Source organism: Sinomonas notoginsengisoli, assembly GCF_021554725.1.
GTDB classification, from domain to species: domain Bacteria; phylum Actinomycetota; class Actinomycetes; order Actinomycetales; family Micrococcaceae; genus Sinomonas; species Sinomonas notoginsengisoli.
The window spans coordinates 183,480-203,468 of record NZ_JAIZDP010000005.1 but is presented as its reverse complement, the minus strand read 5'-3'; the positions used below and the strand labels follow the sequence as shown (position 1 = coordinate 203,468).

The following is a 19,989-nucleotide window of genomic DNA, read 5'->3' as shown; positions in this document are numbered from 1 at the left end:
CGAATTTTAAGCCCCCGACCCGACCCCGGCCAGAACTCGGCGGGCCTGATCGACGTCGAGCTTCATCTGCTCGACGAGGGCCTCAGGGCCACGGTAGGCCACCATGCCGCGGAGGCGGTCCACGAACTCGATGACGACCTTCTGTCCGTACAGGTCGAAGTCCTCAGGGCCCTCCTCCGGACGGTCAATCACATGCGCCTCAACCTGCCGCGCCACCCCGGCGAACGTCGGGTTCGAGCCCACGGAGATCGCGGCTGGCCACCGCGTCCCAGACTGGTCGACGAGCCAGCCCGCATAAATCCCGTCGGCAGGGATGTGCCCCACCGCGTCGTGGGCCAGATTGGCGGTCGGGAAACCCAAGGCACGGCCGCGCGCGGCGCCGTGGACCACCTCGCCGTGCATCATGTGCGTCCGGCCGAGGATCTCGGCCGCCGTCCGGACGTCACCCGCGTCGAGAGCCTCCCGCACCCAGGTGGACGAGCAGCGGCGCCGCTCGGCGTCGTCGTCCGCGTCATGCAAGGGGTGCGCGGCGCCGTCGGCGAGCGGCCCCCCGGCGCGGGCCTCTGCAGCCGGCGCCTGCTCCGTGAACTCCTCGACGACGACGACCTCGAAGCCGAACCGAGCGCCGAGCTCCGCCATCGTGGCGAGATCACCGGAGTTGCCGCGCCCGAAGCGGACATCGTGTCCCACCACCACATGCGAGGCGTGCAGCGCGTCCACGAAGATCCCGCGCACAAACTCCTCGGCGCTCTGCTGGGCGAACTCGAGGGTGTAGTGGAGGACGAGGATCGCGTCGACGCCGTGGGCAGCGATGGCGGCCAAGCGGTCCTCGATGCCCATGATGAGGTCCGGGGCGGTATCGGGACGATGGACCTTTGCGGGGTGGGGGTCAAAGGTGACCGCGACGGAGCGGCTGCCACTGTGCCGTGCGGTTGCCTTCAGCGTGGCCAGGACCTGCTGGTGGCCGCGGTGCACGCCGTCGAAGTTGCCGATGGTGACGGCCGTTGGCCCGAAATCCGTGGGAATCTCGTCCACTCCGTGCCAGATCAAGACCATCGTCCTCGCCTCGTTGCCCTGTGTGTGCCTGATAAGACTACCGGCTTGGCCGGGCACGTCCGCTCAGGCCCGCGTGCTGCGCGGCCTGTTGTAGAAGAGCCATGCGAGCCCGAGGAACGGCAGGATGAGCGGCACGTACCCGTACCCGCGCCCGAACCCGCTCCACACCGTGTCGTGGGGGAAGGCTGCCGAGTCGAACACGCTGGCCGCGCCGACCGCGAGGATGCCGACGAGCTCGACGAGGATCGCGCCGAGCGTCACGTACCAGCTCGTCACTCCCCGGCGGGCCATCGCGACCGTCGCGACGATGTAGACGACGGCTGCTACCGCGCTCAGCAGATACGCCAGGGGCGCCTCGGAGAACTTGGTGGCGATCTGGTAGCCGGCACGGGCCGTCGCGGAGAGCGCGAACACGCCGTAGACGGCCACGAGGATCCGGCCAAGACCGACGTTTCGCGTCCGCGGCGAGTGCTCTGGGGTCAACTTGTCGGGACTCATACGAAGGGGGCTCCATTCCAGATCTGTTCCATGCGGAACAGCATCACGAAGATGGTCAGGGGGACAGCGGCGAGCACGGCGTTGCTCCAGCGGGTCCTGTCCGCGATGGCCCACCAGAACGCGGCGACGGGAATGATGAGCGCCGTGGCGAGGTACCCCCAGAACTCCCATGTCTCCCCGCGGAGCACCTCTCCCCCGCCCTGCCGGATGCCGGCAGCGACGCCATACACGATCAGGAACAGCTCGACGACCGCGACGGAAATGATCGCGGCATCACCGGGGTAGGTCTTGGTGATGACCGCGGCGAGGCACACGACGAGCGAGAGCGCGCACACGGCCGTCCCGACGAGGAAGTACGGGTCCACGCTCAGGCGTCCTCCCCGTGTGCGGCAAAGACAAGCTCGGGCTTGGCCTGGCCGGCGACGTCCTTCACCAGGGCCACGAGCGCGCCGTCCGGCGCGAACGCGGCCGTGAGCGAGTCAGAGCCGGTCGCAGGGATCCTGCGCCCGAACGAGAGCTCGACCGTCTCGTCGCCGCTCAGCTCCCGCACGGGCAGAAGGGACCGTGCCGCGTCAGAGAGGGGCAGGAGCTCGAAATGCTCGGCGAGCTGCTCGAGGGTGTGGGCCTGCTCGATTCCGTACGGACCCACCTGAATGCGGCGCAGCGCCGTGAGATGGCCTCCGACGCCCAGATCAGCGCCGAGGTCGCGGGCCAGAGCGCGCACGTAGGTGCCCGACGAGCAGCGGACGGTGACGTCAACGTCCTGGAGTTTCCCGCCGCGTTCGCGCCGAATGGCGTGGATGAGGAACGCGTGGATCGTCACGGGCCTCGCCGCGAGCGAAACCTCCTCACCGGCCCGCACCCTCGCGTACGAACGCTCGCCGGCAACCTTGATCGCGCTGACGCTGCTCGGGATCTGGAGGATCTCACCCGTGAGGCGGGCCGCCGCATCGCGGATCTGCTGCTCAGTGACCGCCGCGGCGATGCGCTCCTCCAGCACCTCGCCCTCGGCGTCATCCGTGACCGTGCGCTGGCCCAAGCGGATGGTCGCGGTGTAGGTCTTCTCGGTGCCGACGATGTGGGACAGGAGGCGCGTGGCCTTGTTGACGCCGACCACGAGGACTCCCGTGGCCATCGGATCGAGAGTGCCGGCGTGTCCCACCTTGCGGGTGCCCGCAAGCCGGCGGACCCTCCCCACGACGTCGTGGCTCGTCCACCCGCGTGGCTTGTCCACGATCACCAGTCCAGAAAGCACGCCTCCCAGTATATGGAGCCGGGATCAGTACTCGGCTCGGCCGGCGAACTCGGTCCAGGCCGTGAAGGGGCGCCCCTGCGTGGGCACGACGGTCCGCGTGATCGGAAGCAGCGAGCTCGCGCCGGCGTCCGCAGCGCCCGTGCTGAAGTACTCGTAGAACGCGGCGTCGTCGAAGCCCGCCGCCGCCGCGTCCTGCCGGTCCGCCGCGTAGTGAACCGAACCGATCCGCGCCCACAGGGCAGCGGAGACGCACAGCGGGCAGGGCTCGCAGCTCGCGTACAGCGCCGCGCCGGTGAGGTCGAAGCCAGCCGCGGCCGCAGCCGCCCGGATGGCGACGACCTCGGCGTGCGCCGTCGGATCGTTGTCGCGCGTGACCCGATTCTGGCCCTCGAACGTCCGCCCGTCCGGTAGCCCGACGACGGCGCCGAACGGGCCGCCGCCTTCCGCAACGTTCGCTACCGCGAGTTCGACGGCGCGCGCGAGGTGGCGCTCGACGACGGCCGGCAGCGTGGGCTGGGAGCTCTCGGGCATGGGCCCATCCTAGGGGTGGCCCACAGGGTACGTGCCAGCGGACGGCACGCTCGTCTCGCTCGAACTGGCGAGCATCGAAAAAGCGAGGAAGGGCGGTGCCTCATCCGATGGGATGCAGCACCGCCCTTCCTCGTGGTGAGCGTGTCAGTCGTCGCGCGGCTCGACGCCGTCGGACTCGTCCTCGCCGTCGTACTCGTCCTCATCGCCGTCGCCGGGGGGAGCGTCGTCCTCCGCCTTGCGGTACGGGTCCGGATCGCCGGCGGGGGTTGCCCCCTCGGCGAGTCTGGCCACCTCGGCGTCGCGCGCCTTCGCCTCGCGGAGCAGGTCCTCGAGGTGGGAAGCGTTGACCGGGATCTCGTCGGCGACGAACTCGAGCGTGGGAGTGAGGCGAATCGTCAGGTTGCGCCCCATCTCGCGGCGCAGCACGCTCTTCTTGGTCTCGAGGATCTCCCGGGCGCCCTCGGCAGCATCCTCACCGCCGAGCACCGTGTAGTACACGGTCGCGTGCTGGAGGTCGTTGGTCACTCGTGCGTCGGTGATCGTAATGGCCTCGGCGCGCTCGTCCTTGACGGCCTTGCGCAGCGACTCGGCCACGACCACCTTGATGCGCTGCGCGAGGCGCGCGGCGCGGGCGGGATCGGCCATAGGTGTCTCCTTCTTGGGTCTCAAGGCCGCTCGGTCACGCGAGCGGCATCACATCAGGCGGGCAGGAAGGGGGTCCCGCCAAAGCCGGGACCCCCTCCACTCGCACGCTCAGACGCGGGGCTTCTCGCGCATCTCGAACGTTTCGATGACGTCCTCGAGCTGGACGTCGTTGAACGACCCGAGCCCGATACCGCACTCGAAGCCCTCGCGAACCTCGGTCGCATCGTCCTTGAACCGCTTGAGCGACTCGATGGTGAGCTTGTCCCCCACCACCACGCCGTTGCGCAGCACACGGGCCTTCGCGTTGCGGCGGATGAGACCGCTGCGGACGATCGAGCCGGCGATGTTGCCGAACTTCGAGGACCTGAAGATCTCCCGGACCTCGGCGGTGCCGAGCTGGACCTCCTCGTACTCGGGCTTGAGCATGCCCTTGAGCGCGAGCTCGATGTCGTCGATCGCCGCGTAGATGACCGAGTAGAAGCGCATGTCCACGCCTTCGCGGTCCGCGAGTTCGGCCACGCGCTCGGCCGGCTTGACGTTGAAGCCGATGATGATCGCGTTGTCGACCGTCGCGAGGTTGACGTCGTTCTGGGTGATCGCGCCGACGCCGCGGTGGATGACGCGGAGCTGGACGTCCTCACCGACATCGATCTTGAGCAGCGAGTCCTCGAGCGCCTCGACCGCACCGGACACGTCGCCCTTGAGAATGAGGTTGAGGGTGTCGATCTTGCCCTCAGCCACAGCCTGGTCGAAGTCCTCGAGGCTGATGCGCTTGCGGCGCTTGGCCAGCTGGGCGTTGCGATCGGCGGCCTCACGCTTCCCAGCGATCTGGCGCGCGGTGCGCTCGTCCTCGGTCACGAGGAACGTGTCGCCTGCCCGCGGCACCGACGACAGGCCGAGGACCTGGACTGGACGTGACGGGGTTGCAGCCTCGACGGCCTCGCCATCCTCGTCGAACATCGCACGGACGCGGCCGTGGGCCCTGCCCGCCACCATGTTGTCGCCGACGTGGAGCGTTCCGGATTGCACGAGCACAGTCGCGACGGCACCACGGCCCTTGTCGAGGTTGGCCTCGATCGCAACGCCACGCGCATCCTTGTTGGGGTTCGCGCGGAGGTCGAGCGCGGCGTCAGCCGTGAGCAGGATCGCCGAGAGCAGGTCATCGATGTGCAGGTTCTGGCGTGCGGAGACGTCCACGAACATCGTGTCGCCGCCGTACTCCTCGGGAACAAGTCCGTACTCGGTGAGCTGGCCGCGGATCTTCTCCGGGTTCGCGCCCTCCTTGTCGATCTTGTTCACCGCGACCACGATCGGCACTCCCGCCGCCTGGGCATGGTTGAGCGCCTCCACCGTCTGGGGCATGACGCCGTCATCCGCGGCCACGACGAGCACGGCGATGTCCGTCACCTGCGCACCACGGGCACGCATGGCGGTGAACGCCTCGTGGCCCGGGGTGTCGATGAAGGTCAGCCTGCGCTCGCGGCCGTCATGGTCGAACCCGATCTGGTAAGCACCGATGTGCTGCGTGATGCCGCCGTGCTCGCCCTCCACCACATTCGTGTTGCGGATGGCGTCGAGCAGCCGGGTCTTGCCGTGGTCGACGTGGCCCATGACGGTCACGACGGCGGGCCGCTTCTCGAGGTCCTCGTCCGTCTCCGCATCGAGCTCGGCGTCAAGGTCGATGTCGAAGGACTCGAGCAGCTCGCGCTCCTCGTCCTCCGGCGAGACGACCTGGATCTTGTAGCCGAGCTCAGCGCCGAGCACCGAGAACGTTTCCTCGTCGAGCGACTGCGTGGCCGTCGCCATCTCACCGAGGTGGAACAGGACGGTCACGAGCGAGGCGGGGTTCGCATCGATCTTCTCGGCGAAGTCCGTGATGGACGCGCCGCGGCGGAGGCGGACGATAGTGCTGCCGTCGCCACGCGGCACCGAGACACCGCCGAGCGACGGTGCGCTCATCTGCTCGAGTTCCTGGCGCTTGGCGCGCTTCGACTTGCGCTGCTTGCCCCGACCCGCGCCACCCTTGCCAAAGGCGCCCTGCGTGCCGCCGCGACCGCGGCCGCCCTTGCCGAAGCCGCCGCCAGAGGGTGCGCCGCCACCGGGGGCGCCGCCGGGACGTCCCGGACCTCGTCCGCCGGTACCCGCAGGACGGGCACCCGGCTGTGGCCGGTCAGTACGAGCAGGCATCATGCCGGGGTTTGGGCGCGAACCGCCCGAGCCACCGGGGCGCGGGGCGCCCGGACGAGGCGCACCGGGACGCGGAGCGCCCGGACGAGGGCCGCCGGGACGCGGGGCGCCCGGACGCGGGATGCCCGCGGTGCCCCCGGGGCGCGGAGCGGCCGGACGCGGGCCGCCGGGACGCTCGCCGTCCCGTCCGCCGCCGGGACGCGGCATGCCCTGGGACGGCGCGAACGGGTTGTTGCCCGGACGAGGTGCGCGGTCGCCGTCGCGGGCAGGACGCTGCATGCCCTGTGAGGACGAGAACGGATTGTTCCCGGGACGGGGGCCGCTGGGACGCGGGCCCGGGGTTACGCCCGCACGCGCACCGGTGGAGGGGCGGGCCGACGGCGCGCCGCCGGCCGGGCGGGCGGCCGGACGGGATGTCTCGGAGCCTGCGTGGGGAGCGGGACGCGTCTGCTCGGCCGCGGGACGCGGGGCGGCCTCCGCGGCAGGGCGCTGGGGTGCAGGCCGCGCCGGCGAGGGCGTCTCAGCCTTCGGAGCGGGTGCGGGCGCCGGGGCGGTCGCGGGACGTGCGGGGCCCGGAGTGGGTGCCCCTGCAGAGGGCCGGGGAGCCGGGCGGGCAGCCTTGTCGGTCGCCTTGGCGCTTCCGGCCGGGTAGGCGTCGCGAAGCTTCTTCACGACGGGCGCCTCGATCGTCGAGGACGCAGAACGCACGAATTCACCGAGCTCTGCGAGCTTGGCAACGGCGTCCTTGGAGGTGATACCGAGCTCCTTGGCGAGCTCGTGTACGCGGACCTTGGCCACATTTCTCCTGTCTCGGTCCGCACCGAGCCAGGCACGGACCGTCTACTGCTTGCTGCAGGCTCCCTCAGCGCGGGTGCGCTTCACGGAGCCCTCGGCGGTGCGCAACGAGAAGTTCATTGCTACGCACTCATCGGTCGGGGACTCATCGGGTGTCCATCAGATTTCTAACCCGCTTTCAACTTGGACGGTTCCCGCTCCGAAGGTGGCCGGAACGGAGGTGCTGAAGTAGTCGTCGACGCGGCTCGCATCCACCGGACCACGCAAGGCACGGTGGAACGCACGCCGCTTGACGGCTTGCCTCAGGCATGCCTGGTCGGGATGCAGCCACGCCCCGCGACCGGGCAGCCGGCGGCGGGGATCCACCATGACGCACGAGGCGTCCGTGGGGTCCTTCACCAGCCGGAGCAGTTCTGACCGGGCTGCGACCAAGCGGCATCCGATGCATGTTCGCAGAGGCTGACCATGTGTCTGCGCCATCCCTGCTCTCTCACATCATGGGCCCTCCGTGGGGACGGTACCTCACCGCATCCACTTTCGGGCCCTGCCGCCGGGCACACGCCCAGACTTATCCATTCTAGACCCTTGCTGCAGGGAACCCGGAACGGGGGCTCGCGGAGCTCAGGACTGCGCGTCGGACCCGATATCGATCCGCCAGCCCGTGAGCTTTGCTGCAAGCCGGGCGTTCTGGCCCTCCTTGCCGATGGCGAGAGAGAGCTGGTAGTCGGGCACGAGGACGCGGGCCGAACGGGTGGCCTCATCGACAATAGTCACCGAGGTGACCTTCGCCGGCGACAGGGCGTTCGCGATGAATGCCGTGGAGGTGTCGCTGTAGTCCACAATGTCGATCTTCTCGTCGTTCAGCTCCGTCATGACCGCGCGCACGCGCGAGCCCATCTCACCGATGCATGCACCCTTGGCGTTGATGCCCGGCACGAGCGCCCGGACCGCGATCTTTGTGCGGTGGCCGGCCTCGCGTGCAATCGCCACAATCTCGACGCTGCGGTCGGCGATCTCGGGGACCTCGAGCTCGAAGAGCTTCTTCACGAGCCCGGGGTGTGAGCGCGAGAGCGTGATGGAGGGGCCCTTGAGCCCGCGGTGGACGTCCACCACGTAGGCCCTGATCCGTGATCCGTGCGCGTACTTCTCGCCGGGGACCTGCTCTGGCGGGGGCAGGACGGCCTCGACCGCTCCGAGGTTCACCTGCACCATGGTCGGGTTGTGGCCCTGCTGGATGAGGCCCGCGACGAGCTCGCCCTCACGGCCCTTGAACTCGCCCAGGACGTTGTCGTCCTCGACGTCGCGCAGCCGCTGGAGGATGACCTGTCGGGCGGTGGTCGCGGCGATGCGGCCGAAGCCCGCGGGCGTGTCGTCGAACTCGCCGACCGCGTTGCCCTCCTCGTCCTCCTCGGTGGCCCAGATGGTCACGTGGCCGCTCTTGCGGTCAACCTCGGCCCGAGCGCGCTCGATGGCTCCCGGCGACTTGTGGTAGGCGAGCAGAAGTGCCTGCTCGATGGTGGGGATGAGCTTCTCGACGGGGATGTCACGCTCCCGCTCCAGCAGGCGCAGCGCGCTCATGTCGATGTCCACTAGGCCTCCTCGGCGTTGTCGGTGTCGTGATTCTCTGGCGCGCCAGCAGGACCGCCGTCGTCGAGGTGCGAGAACTCGATCTCGACCCGGCCGTTGCGGATCTTCTCGAACAGAAGCTCGACCGGCTCCCCCGGCTTCGGCTTGAGGCCCTTCTTTGCCGGGAGGTCGGGCACGACCACGACGCCGTCATCCGTCACCTCGCGCAACCTCCCCGTCACGTTCTCCCCGCCGACGACGTTGACCTTGACCAGCCGGCCCCGCGCTCGGCGCCAGTGCCGGACCTCGGTGAGCGGACGGGAGACTCCGGGCGAGGAGACCTCGAGATGGTAGGGGCGCGTGTCGCCCTCGGGATCGGAGTCCATGACGTCCGAGAGTTCGTGCGAGAGCTCGGCGATGACATCCAGGCTGACGCCCCCGGTCTCGTCATCCCCGAGGTCGACGACGACGTGCACTGTCCGGTGCTTGCCCGCGGCCTTGACGACGACCGACTCGAGAACGAGGCGGCGCGCCCGGACCGCCGGTTCGAGGAGTGCGTGGAGACGGGACTCCTCCCCACCCGCGCGCAGATCCTGCTCTGCCTGCGTCGGGGTGGCCCTCGAGGGCAGATCGGGCTCGGACATGGAGGTCCGCCTCCTTTAGCTCAGTTGTCCCCATAGACTATCGGTTCGCGGGGCCCGGCGCGGCTGGCCCCTTGATCCGTGGCATCATCGAGACCGTGAATCCCGCCACGCCCCACCGCCTCCGCCCTTGGATCTGGGCTGGCGCACTCGGGGTCGCCGCCGCGATCGGGATAGGAGCGTCGCTGCTGGCCGCCCCGGCCCCTCCCGCTGCCGGGCCCACCCTGAGCGAGGCGGCCCTGTCCAGGGCGCACGACGACGCCGCCCACCTCGCCGCTGCGGCCTCCCTCCTCGCGGGGTCCTCTCCGTCGTCCGGCCCCTCGCCCAGTCCGGACGTGGTTCCCGCCGCGCGCGTGGCCACCGTGCTCCAGCTTCAGGCCGACGTCCTCGGGGCGTCACTCCCCCCCTCTGCGGCGACGTCGGCATCCGGCGGGTCCCTGCGTCCGTCGTCTCCGGAGAGCCTTTCCCCCCGGTCCCGGACCTCCTCCGCCGCGACGCCACCCCTGCATGATGCCGCTGCCCTTGCCGAGGATCTGTCCGCGAGCGCTGCCGCGCGACGGGCGGACTTGGCGGCGGTGGACGGTCCCACGGCCGCCCTCCTGGCGTCGGTGGCCGTGGGCCAGACGATCGAGGCCGAACGCCTAGCTGCCCTCGCCGGAACGGCTGGGTCCGGTGGGCCGTCCGCCGCTCCGGCTCCCACCACTCCTGCACCGGCGGCCACGACGACCTCCTCTCCCAGCCAGCGGGCGTGCGCCTCCCCGCCGGCGACTCGAACGGCGCGTGGCACTCCAGCCGGCCGCGCGCCGTCGTCCGCACCGACGGCGCCGCCAGCCCAACCGCCAACGTCAGAGAATGCGGCAGGGCCATCCCCGGGAGCGCTCGACGAGGCCACGGCCTTGGCCGCAGTGCAGACGGCGGAGCAGGCCGGGGTATGGACGTACACGGTGCGGGCCGCGCGGACGGCCGTGGATGGGCGCACCCTGAACCTCGCCGCGGCAGGACTGCACCGCTCCCAGCTCCGCGCGCTCGAGACCGTTGCGCGGGCGGCATGCGTGGAGCTTCCGCCTGAGCAGGCCGGCTTCGCGCTGCCCGGCGATGTGGGAGGGGAAGCCCAGCTTGTCCAGCTCGAGGGGTCCGCGGCGGCAGCATGGTCGGACCTCACCGGGGCAGCCGACCCGCCGCTGCGCGCCACTGCCGCCAGCGCGCTGCTGGAGGCGGCCCGGCGGATCGCAGTCGTGGATGCCCCCGGAACGGCCGCGGCCTCCGCCTTCCCCGGGAATGCACGAGCGCAGGCCGCGGCGCTCAAAGCCGCACAGAGCGGGGTCTCAGCCTCTCCCAAGGGGTAACCCGGCGCGCATAAGGGAAGGCTTGCTTCGCTGGAAACCCCGCCGCAATGGGGTCAGAGTGGATCGCATGAGCAGCGATTCAGCCACGCAACTCCACCCCGAGCCTCAAGGCACCGATATTGCCGCCAAGCTCAACTGGCTCCGTGCCGGGGTGCTCGGCGCGAATGACGGCATTGTGTCCGTCGCCGCCGTCGTCGTCGGCGTCGCGGGGGTCACCACGAACAACGGCCCGATCCTCGCCGCGGGCCTAGCCGCCGTCGTCGGCGGTGCCATCTCGATGGCACTCGGCGAGTACGTCTCCGTCAGCAGCCAGAGCGACAGCCAGAAGGACCTCATCGCGAAGGAGACCCGCGAGCTCCACGAGCAGCCTGCCGAGGAGTTCGAGGAGCTCGTGAGCCTGTACCAGCACAAGGGCCTCTCCGACGAGACAGCGCGGACGGTGGCGAAGGAACTCACCGAGAACGACCCGCTGCGGGCCCACCTCGACATCGAGCTCGGCATCGACCCGGAAGAGATCGTGAGCCCGTGGCACGCTGCCTTCGCCTCGGCCATCTCTTTCCTCATCGGCTCCATCCTGCCGATGCTCACGATCCTCCTCGCGCCGGCCAGCTTCCGGGTCCCGCTGACGTTCGTCATCGTGCTGATCGCGCTCGCCGTCACGGGGTGGGTCGGCGCCTGGATCGGTGGCGGCTCGCGAAGCCGTGCGTCAATCCGAGTCGTCGTCGGTGGAGCGTTAGCCCTTGCCGCGACGTTCGGACTCGGCAGCCTGCTCGGGACTACGGGCATCGCGTGACCGCGGCGGGACTCGTCCCGTCAGTCACAGGCCCTCGGTTGCCGCCAGGGCCGCACGCACCGCGGCGACGCTCGCCTCGACGTCCCGCGCGTCAGTGGACCAGTTGGCTACCGAGATCCTGAGCACCGTGTGATCGCGCCAGGGCGAACCCGTCATCCACGCGCGCCCGTCCGCGACGAGCCAGTCCGCGACCGCCTGCGTGCGCGCGTCTGAGCCGAACGCGAGGCACACCTGGCTGAACACGACGTCGTTGAGCACCTCGGCGCCGGGCAGCGCCCCGATGCGCCGGGCGAGTTCGCGGGCGTTGGCCACGAGCCCGGACACGAGATGGTCGACTCCGGTCCGGCCGAGGGACCGCAGAGCCGCCCAGACCGGCACACCGCGGGCACGCCGCGACAGCTCGTGCACCTTCTCGAACGGATCCCCGGGACCGTGATCCCCGAGCGGGTCGTGGATGAGGTAGTCGCCGTGCATCCCGAGCGCCGTCCGGAGGGCCGGGACGTCGCGGCAGGCAACGATCCCGCAGTCGTACGGAACGTTGAGGTTCTTATGGGCGTCGGTGCCCCACGAGTCGGCCTGCTCCGCTCCGGCCATGAGGTGCCGGGTGGCGGGCGATGCGGCGGCCCACAGCCCGAAGGCCCCGTCGACATGGACCCAGGCGCCATGTTCGCGGGCTACGGCGATGGACTCGGAGAACGGGTCGAATGCACCCGAGTGCACGTTCCCTGCCTGAAGGCACACGATCGCCGGTCCGTCACCCGCTGAACCGTGCGCGAGCGCGTCTTCGAGGGCGTCGGGCAGGATCCGGCCCTGGCTGTCCACGTCCACCGTGATCGGCGCGCCGAGTCCGAGCAGCCTCAGGCCCATGTCGACCGTGTCGTGCCGCTCCGCCCCGACGAACACGGGGATGCGCGGAGCACCGGTCAGGCCATTCCCGTTGACGTCCCATCCGGCCCGCTCGAGGACCCTCCAGCGCGCAGCGGCGAGGCAGGTCAACGGTCGCCGGGGCGAGGCCGGCCTCGGGCAGGGGGCCGCCGAACGCCTCGGCGAGCGAATCCGCCGTCGTGCTCGGCGCGACGTGCCGCTCGGGCACACTGGCCAACCACTTCCGGGCGTGCGCTGCGGCGCAGGCGAGGGGTTCGTCGAGCCTTCGGGGCGCAGCATGCGGGCAGCATAAGCCTGGCTCCCCCGCCCCAACAGGCCTGCGCTAGGCGAAGTTCTCGTTCCAGACGTCGACCCCGAGCTTGAGCGCGAGGGCCGCGACCACGGCGAGGAAGACCCAGCGGATGAACCTGTTGCCCCGCGCTACGGCCATGCGCGCACCAAGGTACCCACCGCACATGTTCGCGGCGCCCAGAGCCAAGCCGAGGCCCCAGAGGAGCGTCCCTCCCGGCGCGAACACGGCGAAGATCACGATCGCGCCGATGTTGGTGGCCATGTTGACGATCTTGGCCTTGGCGCTCGCCTCGAGGAACGCGTACCCCATCCCGGAGACAAGCGCGATGACGAGGAACGATCCCGTGCCCGGGCCGATGAGGCCGTCATAGAACCCGATCGCAAGCCCCAGCCCGCACGCGGTGGCGAGGTGCCTGCGGCCCTTGAGCCGCAGCTCCGTGTACAGGCCCATCTGCGGCTTGAACGCAGTGAAGAGTGCGACGGCGATGATCGCGGCCAGGATGATCGGCTTGAACACCCGGCCCGGCAGCACCGTGGCCACTGCCGCCCCGCCGAACGCGCCGGCGAGCGCGACGAGCGCCATCGGGATGGCCGTGCGCAGGTCCGGCCGGACGCGGCGCGCGTAGGTGAACGCACTCGTCGTCGTGCCGAAGACCGAGCCCATCTTGTTCGTCGCGAGCGCCTGGACGGGCGCGATGCCGGGCACTGCGAGGAGCGCGGGCAGCTGGATGAGTCCGCCGCCGCCCACGACGGCGTCGACCCAGCCCGCGCAGAAGCCTGCCACAACGATCAGGACGACCGTCAGAGGCCCCAGTGATTCGAACCCGCTGAGCACGCCCGGTGCTAGTCGACGTCGGCCGTGGCGGGCGCTTCGGCAGGTGTCACGCCGCGCACGGCCGCCATGACGCGGTCCACGACCTCGGCGACGGGGACGTCCTCCGCGGTGCCGGAGCGCCGGTCCTTGACCTCGAGGGTGCCTGTAGCGAATCCCTTGCCGACGGCGACGATGGTCGGCACGCCGATGAGCTCGGCGTCGCCGAACTTGACCCCCGGGGAGACCTTGGGCCGGTCGTCGAGCATGACGGTGAGGCCGCGGGCCTCGAATTCGGCCGTGATGCGTTCGGCCTCGGCGAAGATCTCCTCGCCACGGCCGACGGCCACGACGTGCACGTCCGCGGGGGCCACGGCCCGCGGCCAGATGAGGCCTCGTTCGTCGTGGTTGGACTCGGCGAGGGCAGCGACTGCGCGGGTCACGCCGATGCCGTACGAGCCCATCGTGACCGTGACCTGCTTGCCATTCTCATTGAGGACCTTGAGCTCGAGGGCCTCGGCGTACTTGCGGCCGAGCTGGAAGATGTGGCCCATTTCGATGCCGCGCGCGGTCTCGAGCGGGCCGGAGCCGTCCGGGGCCGGGTCGCCGGCGCGGACCTCGGTGCACTCGATGACGCCGTCCCAGCGGAAGTCGCGGCCGGCCACGAGGCCGTAGACGTGCTTGCCGTGCTCGTTCGCGCCGGTGATCCACCGGGTGCCGGAGACCACGCGCGGGTCCACGAGGTAGAGGATCTTGGTCTTGCCCTCGAGGCCGAGGATGGCGTCATCGCGCTCCAGACCGGGGCCGAGGTAGCCCTTGACGATGAGCGGCTGCTGCTTGAGCTGCTCGTCGTTCGCGGCCTCGACGCCGATCTCGCCCGCCACCGGGAGGAACGCCCCGATGTTGGCCTCGACCCGCTTGAGGTCCACGGCTCGGTCGCCCGGGAGGCCGATGACCACGAGCTGGGACTCGCCGGTGGGCAGCGTGACCGCGAGGACCACGTTCTTGAGCGTGTCCGCGCCGGTCCACTCGCGCTCGGGGTTGGGGAAGATGGTCTGCGAGGCAGCGACAAGCGAGTCGATCGTCGGCGTGTCCGGTGTGTCGAGCACCTGCGCCGCGGGGGCACCGGCGAAGTCGATCTGGTCGGGGACGACCGTCGAGACGGCTTCGACGTTGGCAGAGTAGCCGCCGGGCGAGCGGACGAACGTGTCCTCGCCGATCTCGGTCGGGTGGAGGAACTCCTCGCTCTTGGACCCGCCCATCGCGCCGGCGGTGGCCTTCACGGCGACGACCTCGAGGCCGAGGCGCGCGAAGATCTTCACGTAGGCCTCGCGGTGCTTCGCATAGCTGGCGTCCAGGCCGGCGTCGTCGACGTCGAACGAGTACGAGTCCTTCATGATGAACTCGCGGCCGCGGAGGAGGCCAGCCCGGGGGCGGGCCTCATCGCGGTACTTGTTCTGGATCTGGTACAGCGAGAGCGGAAGGTCCTTGTAGGAGGAGTACAGGTCCTTCACGAGGAGCGTGAACATCTCCTCGTGTGTCGGGGCAAGGAGGTAGTCAGCCTCCTTGCGGTCCTTGAGGCGGAAAATGCCTTCGCCGTACTCCGTCCACCGGTTCGTCGCCTCATAGGGCTCCTTCGGCAGCAGCGCCGGGAAGTGGACCTCCTGCGCGCCGATCCCGGCCATCTCCTCGCGGATGATTTGCTCGACCTTCCGCAGGACGGCGAGGCCGAGGGGCAGCCACGTGTAGATGCCAGGCGCGGCGCGCCGGATGTAGCCTGCGCGGACGAGGAGCCTGTGGCTCGCGACCTCTGCATCGGCGGGATCCTCGCGGAGGGTACGCAGGAACAGGGTGGAGAGTCGCAGGACCACGGGCATCCATTCTGGCTGAGGGCAGGAAAAGGTCAGCTACCAATGTATCCCAGCAGCGGCACTCTCACCTTGTGGCGGCGCCCTCGGAAGCCACTCCCAGCGCGCTGGGCATTCACCTCGCGGCAGCGACGTCGAACACTCCGTGTGCGCCGCGCTCGGCGTCCACCATGTAATGGCTCACGAACGGATAGTGCCCCGCCTCGTGAAACGTCAGATCGACGAAGCCGCCCTGGGCCGGCGCGAGATCGAGGGCCTGGGAGGCTCCGGCCTGCGCCGCGCCCGCGGCGGGAGCGAGCCGGTACGCACCCTCAGCCCACGCGGCGCTGAACTGCGCCCCCACCACATGGAACGACGTCGCGTGGCTAGGCCCGGCGTCGAGCACCCAGACGCGCACCCGCTCGCCCACCCGCACGGCCAGCGGCGCGGCGTCGTACTGGCTGGGGTAGCCGTTGAACACGACGGCGTCCGGCGTCGCCGCCGTGATCTTCGCAGAGACCGCGTCAGGATCGGCGATGCCAGGGATCCCGTTTGCAGCGGCCCCGCGGTACTGCTCGCTCTGAACGAGGACGAACTCATGGTCCACGGGCGGCTCGTCGCGCGGATCGATCACCACGGCACCGAACATTCCGTTGGCGATGTGCAGCGACATCGGCATGGTGCTGCAGTGGTACATCCAGATGCCGGGCTGGTTGGCCGTGAAGGCATAGATGAGGGACTGGCCGGGATCGATCGTGCGCATGGGGCCGTCCGGTGCGAGGGCCCCAGCGTGGAAGTCGATCGAGTGGCCGGCAGAGGCATTGTTCACGAGCGTGACCTCGAACCTGTCCCCCACCCGTCCGTGGAGCACGGGTCCCGGCGCAGTGCCGTTGTAGGTCCACAGCGTCTGCTCGACGCCGGGCGCGACTTCGGTGACGGTGTCGCGCACGGTCAGCGTGACCTTGTGCACCGTTCCTGCCTCGGCTGCGGGAAGAGCCGCGGGGTACGGCGCATGGGGGCTCGGTGGGCTGGCCGCCGAGGGCGAAGCAGACGCGGCGGTGTGCTGCATGCCCGGCATATCCATCCCTGCGGCCGGGGCCGCCGCAGGCTGGGATCCCGTCACGTTCACGCGGAACACCATGCCCATCTGCTTGTGCCCGACCACAGAACACCAGCCGTTGGCCGAGCCGGTCATGACGCCCGCGTCGAGCTGTCCGCCCTGGCCGGGGTAGATCCGCCCGGAGTCCTGGCCGGTCGCGAGCACGAGGTCGTGGGGCGTCTGGTCCTTATTGGTCAGCTTGATGACGAGCCTGTCCCCGGCCGGGACGGCGACGGCGTCCGGGACGAAGCGCATCCCTGACATGGCGACCTCCACTGTGGTGGTGTGGCCGCTGGGCACGACGCCGGTCCCTCCGGCGGTCGCCGCCGCACCTGTGGCGGGGGAGCCTCCGGCGGCCGTCGGCAGGACCGAGGGATCGGCGGCGACGCCTGAGAGGACAGCAGCGAGGAGGACGGCAAGGCCCACAGCACCGGACCCGAGCCTGCTGCGCACCGAGGCGCCCACGGCGATCGGCCCTGAGCCGGCAGGGTGCTTCTCCTGGTCTTCTGGCCGGGGCCGGGACAGGACCGCCCGCGCCGCGAGCCACACAAAGGCGATGAGCGCCAGGAGCCCAGCGACGGCGGCAGCGACCCGCACGGTGCTCGGCACGGGGAGCATGTACAGGGCGAGTGCACCGTTGGCGAGCACAACGCGGAACCACGCCCCGGCGTCGAGCATGTCGGTGCGCCGCCGCACAACGGAGGGACCGCCGCCGAGCACCACCGGGAGGAGGTACGAGAGCGCCCCGAGGAGCACCTGGGCAGCGAACCCGGCGGCGAGCGTCGGGGTGAGGTCCCCGAGCGCGAGGTGCAGGGCTTCCCAGTCCGGCGCCGTCGCGCACAGCCACACGAGCCGCACTAGCGCACCCGTGAGCCACAGGAGGGAGGCCACCGCGGACAGGGGCGCGAACGCGACCGGTGGCCTGCTGCGGACCGCGAGGGCCAGCGGGACGGCGGAGACCAGGACCCCGCCGAGGTACACGAGGGCGCCCGCGGCGACCACAAGGCGGTTCCCCGCCAGCGCGCCGCCCGCCGCGGCCGCAACGCCGGCCAGCAGGATCCACAGGGCCCTGCGGGCGGTGGGTTCGGCCGTCTCGTGGGCGCGGGTGCGAAGCATGGTGGGCAGGAGGGTCACGAGCGTGCCCAGGACGCTCAGGCCCACCCAGCCGAGCACATTGATGGACTCGTGGGCGAGCAGGAGGCGGGGGTGGAGGTCACCGCCGTCGTCGGCGCCGGGCAGTGCCAGCAGGGCACCTGCTGCCGCGCCGAACGGCAGGAGCGCGCATGCGGCGAGGTAGTACCGCAGTGTCGAGGCGAACCGTGACGGGAGGGCCCGGCGGAGGCGGAGAAGCAGGGCGATGCCCTGCCATCCCGCTGCCACGCCCACCGCGGCGGCACCGATGACAGCTGCCGGCCACACCGCCGTGACGACTCCGGCCATCGCGGCGGCCGCGCCCGCGTTCAGCAGGACGATCCGGGCAGCGAGGGACTTTCTGGAGGGCACGGGCAGGCGCAGGAGCGCCTCGGCGAAGTGCCACGAGTAGACGAGGATTGCATTCGTCGCAGCTCCCAGGAGCGCGAGGTGCGTCAGGAGCCACCCGGATGCCGGGATGCCCCGGTGGATCCCCGCGAGGACCGCGATGGCCGCGAGCCACGCGAGCGTCGGGGCGTTCGCCCAGCGGTGCCAGGCGGCGCGGCCGGTCCCCGGCCTGCCTGGGCCCCCTGCGCTGGTACCTCCGGCGGCGGGGCGTCCGGGGCCGGGCCGCAGACTGGGCAGGGACGGCGAGGGGCCGATCCGGGGCGTCACGATCGGGCCTCCCTGACGACGTCTCGACTGGGACCGGCCGCACTGCCTGGCGCCGGTGGTCCGGTCAGCGCCGAGTAGGCGGCCACTGCGACGAATGTGAGCACCGCGACGACGTTCCCGGAGCCGCCCCACTGCCACGCCGCGATGTCCCCGCGCGCGTCGCCCAGGCCGAGCCGCAGCACGAGCGTCGCGTGCAGGAGGGCAGCCGGGATCCACATGACGGGCCGATACGGGAGAGGCCTGCGCAGGACGGCGGGGAGGATCACGGGCGCATGGGCCATGATCATGGACATCACGAAGCCGAGGAACATCGCGTGCAGGAACGCGTCATATGCCGCGCCTGCGGGCGCTCCGGGGACGAGGAGGCAGACGGCGGCAGCCACCACGAGCCAGGCATAGCCCGCGAGGAGGCATGCGGCGACGAACCGTGGCAGCCCGTGGGAGCGGATGGTGGCGCGTGCCACGTCATAGGCCACGAGCCACGCGGCGAGGCCGAGCAGCGCCCCCCAAAGAGCGGATAGCCCACGGCGGGCCACAGCAGGGTGGCAGGGCACAGGACCACGATCGCGGCGCACGCCGCGACGAGCAGCGGCTCCGCCCAGCGCCCTCGGATCCGCAGGCGGGCGAGCTCAAGCCGCTCCCCCGCGATCGTCGCGAGGAGGAAGGCCCCGAACCAGGGCACCACGGCGGGCACGGGCACGCCGACGGCCAGCAGCGCGGCCGCGCCCGCAGCGGCGAGCGCCCCAAGGGCCTGGACGAGCACCGCGGGGTCCCGCTGGCGGCGCCACAGGGGGACGTAGACTACGACGAACATCACAGCGCCCGCGAGTACGACGACGCGCGCGGCCCACGCCGTTTCCGCACCGAGCGCGGGCGCGAGCTGGGCCACAGAACCGATCCCGAGGAGCGCCGGGGCCGAGTAGCCCCAGACCCGCCGCAGTGCCACGGCCCTCTCCAGTGCGATGAGCGTGCCCACGAAGCCGAACACCATGAGGCTTCCGTGTGCGGCGGGCAGCGCGGGGGCCTGGGCGCTGCCCACGGGTGCCGGGACGCCGAGGAGGACGAGGGCGGCGTCGAGCCCTGCCACGAGGGAGGCCCCGCCCAGCACGAGCAGGAGTGCCCGGGGCCAGACGGTCGTCGCGATCTTCGGTGCGCCCTTCACCGCGCGCTTCCTGCCAGCAGCCGGCCGGCTTGTGGCGGCTCCGCTCATGCCCGCCCGATCGTGAGGAGGCACGCGCCGGGCTCGGCAAACGGCTCGAGCCTGGAGGCGACCTCGGGATGGCCGAGGAGTCGGAGCGACTCCTCGACGAGCCCCGCGTGGACCGAGCACACGACGCCGGGCTGGTCCCGGGCTGCGGACAGCAGCGGGCACGTGACAAGGCGGGCCACCGTCTCGTCGTTTGGCTTTCCAGCCGGATCGGGTGCCGTATCGACGCCGAAGCCGAGCTCATCGAGTTCGGCGAGCACGCGGCGTCGTGCGTCAGCGGCCGTACGGGTGGCCGCGGCCTCGCCGAGCGTCTGGCGGGCCCAGCTGCGCCCCGCCTCCGCCCCCGCTGCCTGGGGATCCGGCGCGAGGCGTGCAAGCTCCCCCGCCAGGACGGCGGCCAGCCCCGCGTAGCTGGACGATCCTATGGCGGGCGAGGCGGCGCGATAGTGCTTGGCAGGGCGTCCTCGCCGGCCCGGACGGCCCTCCCCCAGCGGAGGGCCGTCCGAGAGTTCGGCCAAGTCAACGCCCACGAGCGCCTCCAGGTGCTCCCGGACGGTGTTGGGGTGCTGGCGCGTCTCCCGCGCGAGCTCCTCGACGGTGCTGGGTCTGCCCTTGGCTCGCAGGAGGTCCAGGATCGCCGCGCGCGCAGCAGAGAGCGGCGTTGCTGGGCCAGGCGACGTGGCCTGCGGGCCGCGCGGATTGTTTTTCACGGAATTTATTGTAGTAAAGT

Annotated in this window: 16 protein-coding genes and 2 pseudogenes; 2 read left to right on the top strand and 16 right to left on the bottom strand. The window is 70.9% G+C overall.

The window, feature by feature from the left end; genetic code table 11:
- Positions 1-6 precede the first annotated feature (6 nt).
- The 10 genes from LF262_RS10915 to rimP all read right to left on the bottom strand — a co-directional run bounded on the left by LF262_RS10915 (position 7) and on the right by rimP (position 9,177).
- A complete protein-coding gene (locus tag LF262_RS10915) occupies positions 7-1,056 on the bottom strand; it encodes a bifunctional riboflavin kinase/FAD synthetase (RefSeq protein WP_235780394.1) in 1,050 nt (349 codons plus the stop codon).
- 63 nt (positions 1,057-1,119) lie between these two features.
- Complete coding sequence (locus tag LF262_RS10910; protein WP_235780393.1) at positions 1,120-1,554, bottom strand: hypothetical protein; 435 nt, start codon at positions 1,552-1,554, stop codon at positions 1,120-1,122.
- Positions 1,551-1,919: a hypothetical protein gene (locus LF262_RS10905; RefSeq protein ID WP_235780392.1), complete on the bottom strand. Its 369-nt coding sequence runs from the start codon at positions 1,917-1,919 to the stop codon at positions 1,551-1,553. Before LF262_RS10905 ends, LF262_RS10910 begins: the two co-directional genes overlap by 4 nt.
- A gap of 2 nt (positions 1,920-1,921) precedes the next feature.
- Entirely contained in the window at positions 1,922-2,809 is an 888-nt protein-coding gene (gene truB / locus LF262_RS10900; RefSeq protein WP_235780391.1) for a tRNA pseudouridine(55) synthase TruB, read from the bottom strand.
- A gap of 24 nt (positions 2,810-2,833) precedes the next feature.
- On the bottom strand, positions 2,834-3,340 hold the full coding sequence (locus tag LF262_RS10895) for a nucleoside deaminase (RefSeq protein ID WP_235780390.1): 507 nt from the start codon (positions 3,338-3,340) through the stop codon (positions 2,834-2,836).
- 144 nt (positions 3,341-3,484) lie between these two features.
- The gene (gene rbfA, locus LF262_RS10890; protein ID WP_235780389.1) at positions 3,485-3,985 is read right to left on the bottom strand and encodes a 30S ribosome-binding factor RbfA; all 501 of its coding nucleotides are present in this window, start codon (positions 3,983-3,985) and stop codon (positions 3,485-3,487) included.
- 108 nt (positions 3,986-4,093) lie between these two features.
- On the bottom strand, positions 4,094-6,970 hold the full coding sequence (gene infB, locus LF262_RS10885; RefSeq protein WP_235780388.1) for a translation initiation factor IF-2: 2,877 nt from the start codon (positions 6,968-6,970) through the stop codon (positions 4,094-4,096).
- A gap of 156 nt (positions 6,971-7,126) precedes the next feature.
- The gene (locus LF262_RS10880; protein ID WP_235780387.1) at positions 7,127-7,447 is read right to left on the bottom strand and encodes a YlxR family protein; all 321 of its coding nucleotides are present in this window, start codon (positions 7,445-7,447) and stop codon (positions 7,127-7,129) included.
- A gap of 141 nt (positions 7,448-7,588) precedes the next feature.
- The gene (nusA, locus tag LF262_RS10875) at positions 7,589-8,557 is read right to left on the bottom strand and encodes a transcription termination factor NusA (protein WP_235780385.1); all 969 of its coding nucleotides are present in this window, start codon (positions 8,555-8,557) and stop codon (positions 7,589-7,591) included.
- On the bottom strand, positions 8,557-9,177 hold the full coding sequence (gene rimP, locus LF262_RS10870) for a ribosome maturation factor RimP (RefSeq protein WP_308190524.1): 621 nt from the start codon (positions 9,175-9,177) through the stop codon (positions 8,557-8,559). Before rimP ends, nusA begins: the two co-directional genes overlap by 1 nt.
- A gap of 71 nt (positions 9,178-9,248) precedes the next feature.
- On the opposite strand from rimP, the gene LF262_RS10865 reads away from it, so the two are divergent.
- Positions 9,249-10,520, top strand: coding sequence for a DUF4439 domain-containing protein (locus LF262_RS10865; protein WP_235780383.1), 1,272 nt, complete (start codon positions 9,249-9,251; stop codon positions 10,518-10,520).
- 67 nt (positions 10,521-10,587) lie between these two features.
- Positions 10,588-11,313, top strand: coding sequence for a VIT1/CCC1 transporter family protein (locus LF262_RS10860; RefSeq protein WP_235780381.1), 726 nt, complete (start codon positions 10,588-10,590; stop codon positions 11,311-11,313).
- 24 nt (positions 11,314-11,337) lie between these two features.
- On the opposite strand, the pseudogene LF262_RS10855 reads toward LF262_RS10860, so the two are convergent.
- The 6 genes and pseudogenes from LF262_RS10855 to LF262_RS10825 form a co-directional block, all read right to left on the bottom strand.
- A pseudogene (locus tag LF262_RS10855) lies at positions 11,338-12,415 on the bottom strand (pyridoxal phosphate-dependent decarboxylase family protein).
- Between the two features lie 105 nt (positions 12,416-12,520).
- On the bottom strand, positions 12,521-13,324 hold the full coding sequence (locus LF262_RS10850) for a sulfite exporter TauE/SafE family protein (RefSeq protein ID WP_235780379.1): 804 nt from the start codon (positions 13,322-13,324) through the stop codon (positions 12,521-12,523).
- Between the two features lie 8 nt (positions 13,325-13,332).
- On the bottom strand, positions 13,333-15,171 hold the full coding sequence (locus tag LF262_RS10845) for a proline--tRNA ligase (protein ID WP_235780377.1): 1,839 nt from the start codon (positions 15,169-15,171) through the stop codon (positions 13,333-13,335).
- Positions 15,172-15,283: 112 nt separating this feature from the next.
- The gene (locus LF262_RS10840) at positions 15,284-18,052 is read right to left on the bottom strand and encodes a multicopper oxidase domain-containing protein (protein WP_235780375.1); all 2,769 of its coding nucleotides are present in this window, start codon (positions 18,050-18,052) and stop codon (positions 15,284-15,286) included.
- Positions 18,049-19,262, bottom strand: a pseudogene (locus LF262_RS10830) (DUF8744 domain-containing protein). The gene LF262_RS10840 and the pseudogene LF262_RS10830 overlap by 4 nt, the downstream one beginning before the upstream one ends.
- A complete protein-coding gene (locus LF262_RS10825) occupies positions 19,259-19,969 on the bottom strand; it encodes a helix-turn-helix transcriptional regulator (protein WP_235780372.1) in 711 nt (236 codons plus the stop codon). Before LF262_RS10825 ends, LF262_RS10830 begins: the two are co-directional and overlap by 4 nt.
- Positions 19,970-19,989: the final 20 nt, after the last annotated feature.

Excerpts from the sequence above, each read along its gene's own strand:
- LF262_RS10910 (WP_235780393.1), bottom strand. The coding sequence starts at position 1,554 with ATGAGTCCCGACAAGTTGACCCCAGAGCACTCGCCGCGGACGCGAAAC.
- rimP (WP_308190524.1), bottom strand. The coding sequence starts at position 9,177 with ATGTCCGAGCCCGATCTGCCCTCGAGGGCCACCCCGACGCAGGCAGAG.
- LF262_RS10880 (WP_235780387.1), bottom strand. The coding sequence starts at position 7,447 with ATGGCGCAGACACATGGTCAGCCTCTGCGAACATGCATCGGATGCCGC.
- LF262_RS10915 (WP_235780394.1), bottom strand. The coding sequence starts at position 1,056 with ATGGTCTTGATCTGGCACGGAGTGGACGAGATTCCCACGGATTTCGGG.
- rbfA (WP_235780389.1), bottom strand. The coding sequence starts at position 3,985 with ATGGCCGATCCCGCCCGCGCCGCGCGCCTCGCGCAGCGCATCAAGGTG.
- LF262_RS10860 (WP_235780381.1), top strand. The coding sequence starts at position 10,588 with ATGAGCAGCGATTCAGCCACGCAACTCCACCCCGAGCCTCAAGGCACC.
- LF262_RS10895 (WP_235780390.1), bottom strand. The coding sequence starts at position 3,340 with ATGCCCGAGAGCTCCCAGCCCACGCTGCCGGCCGTCGTCGAGCGCCAC.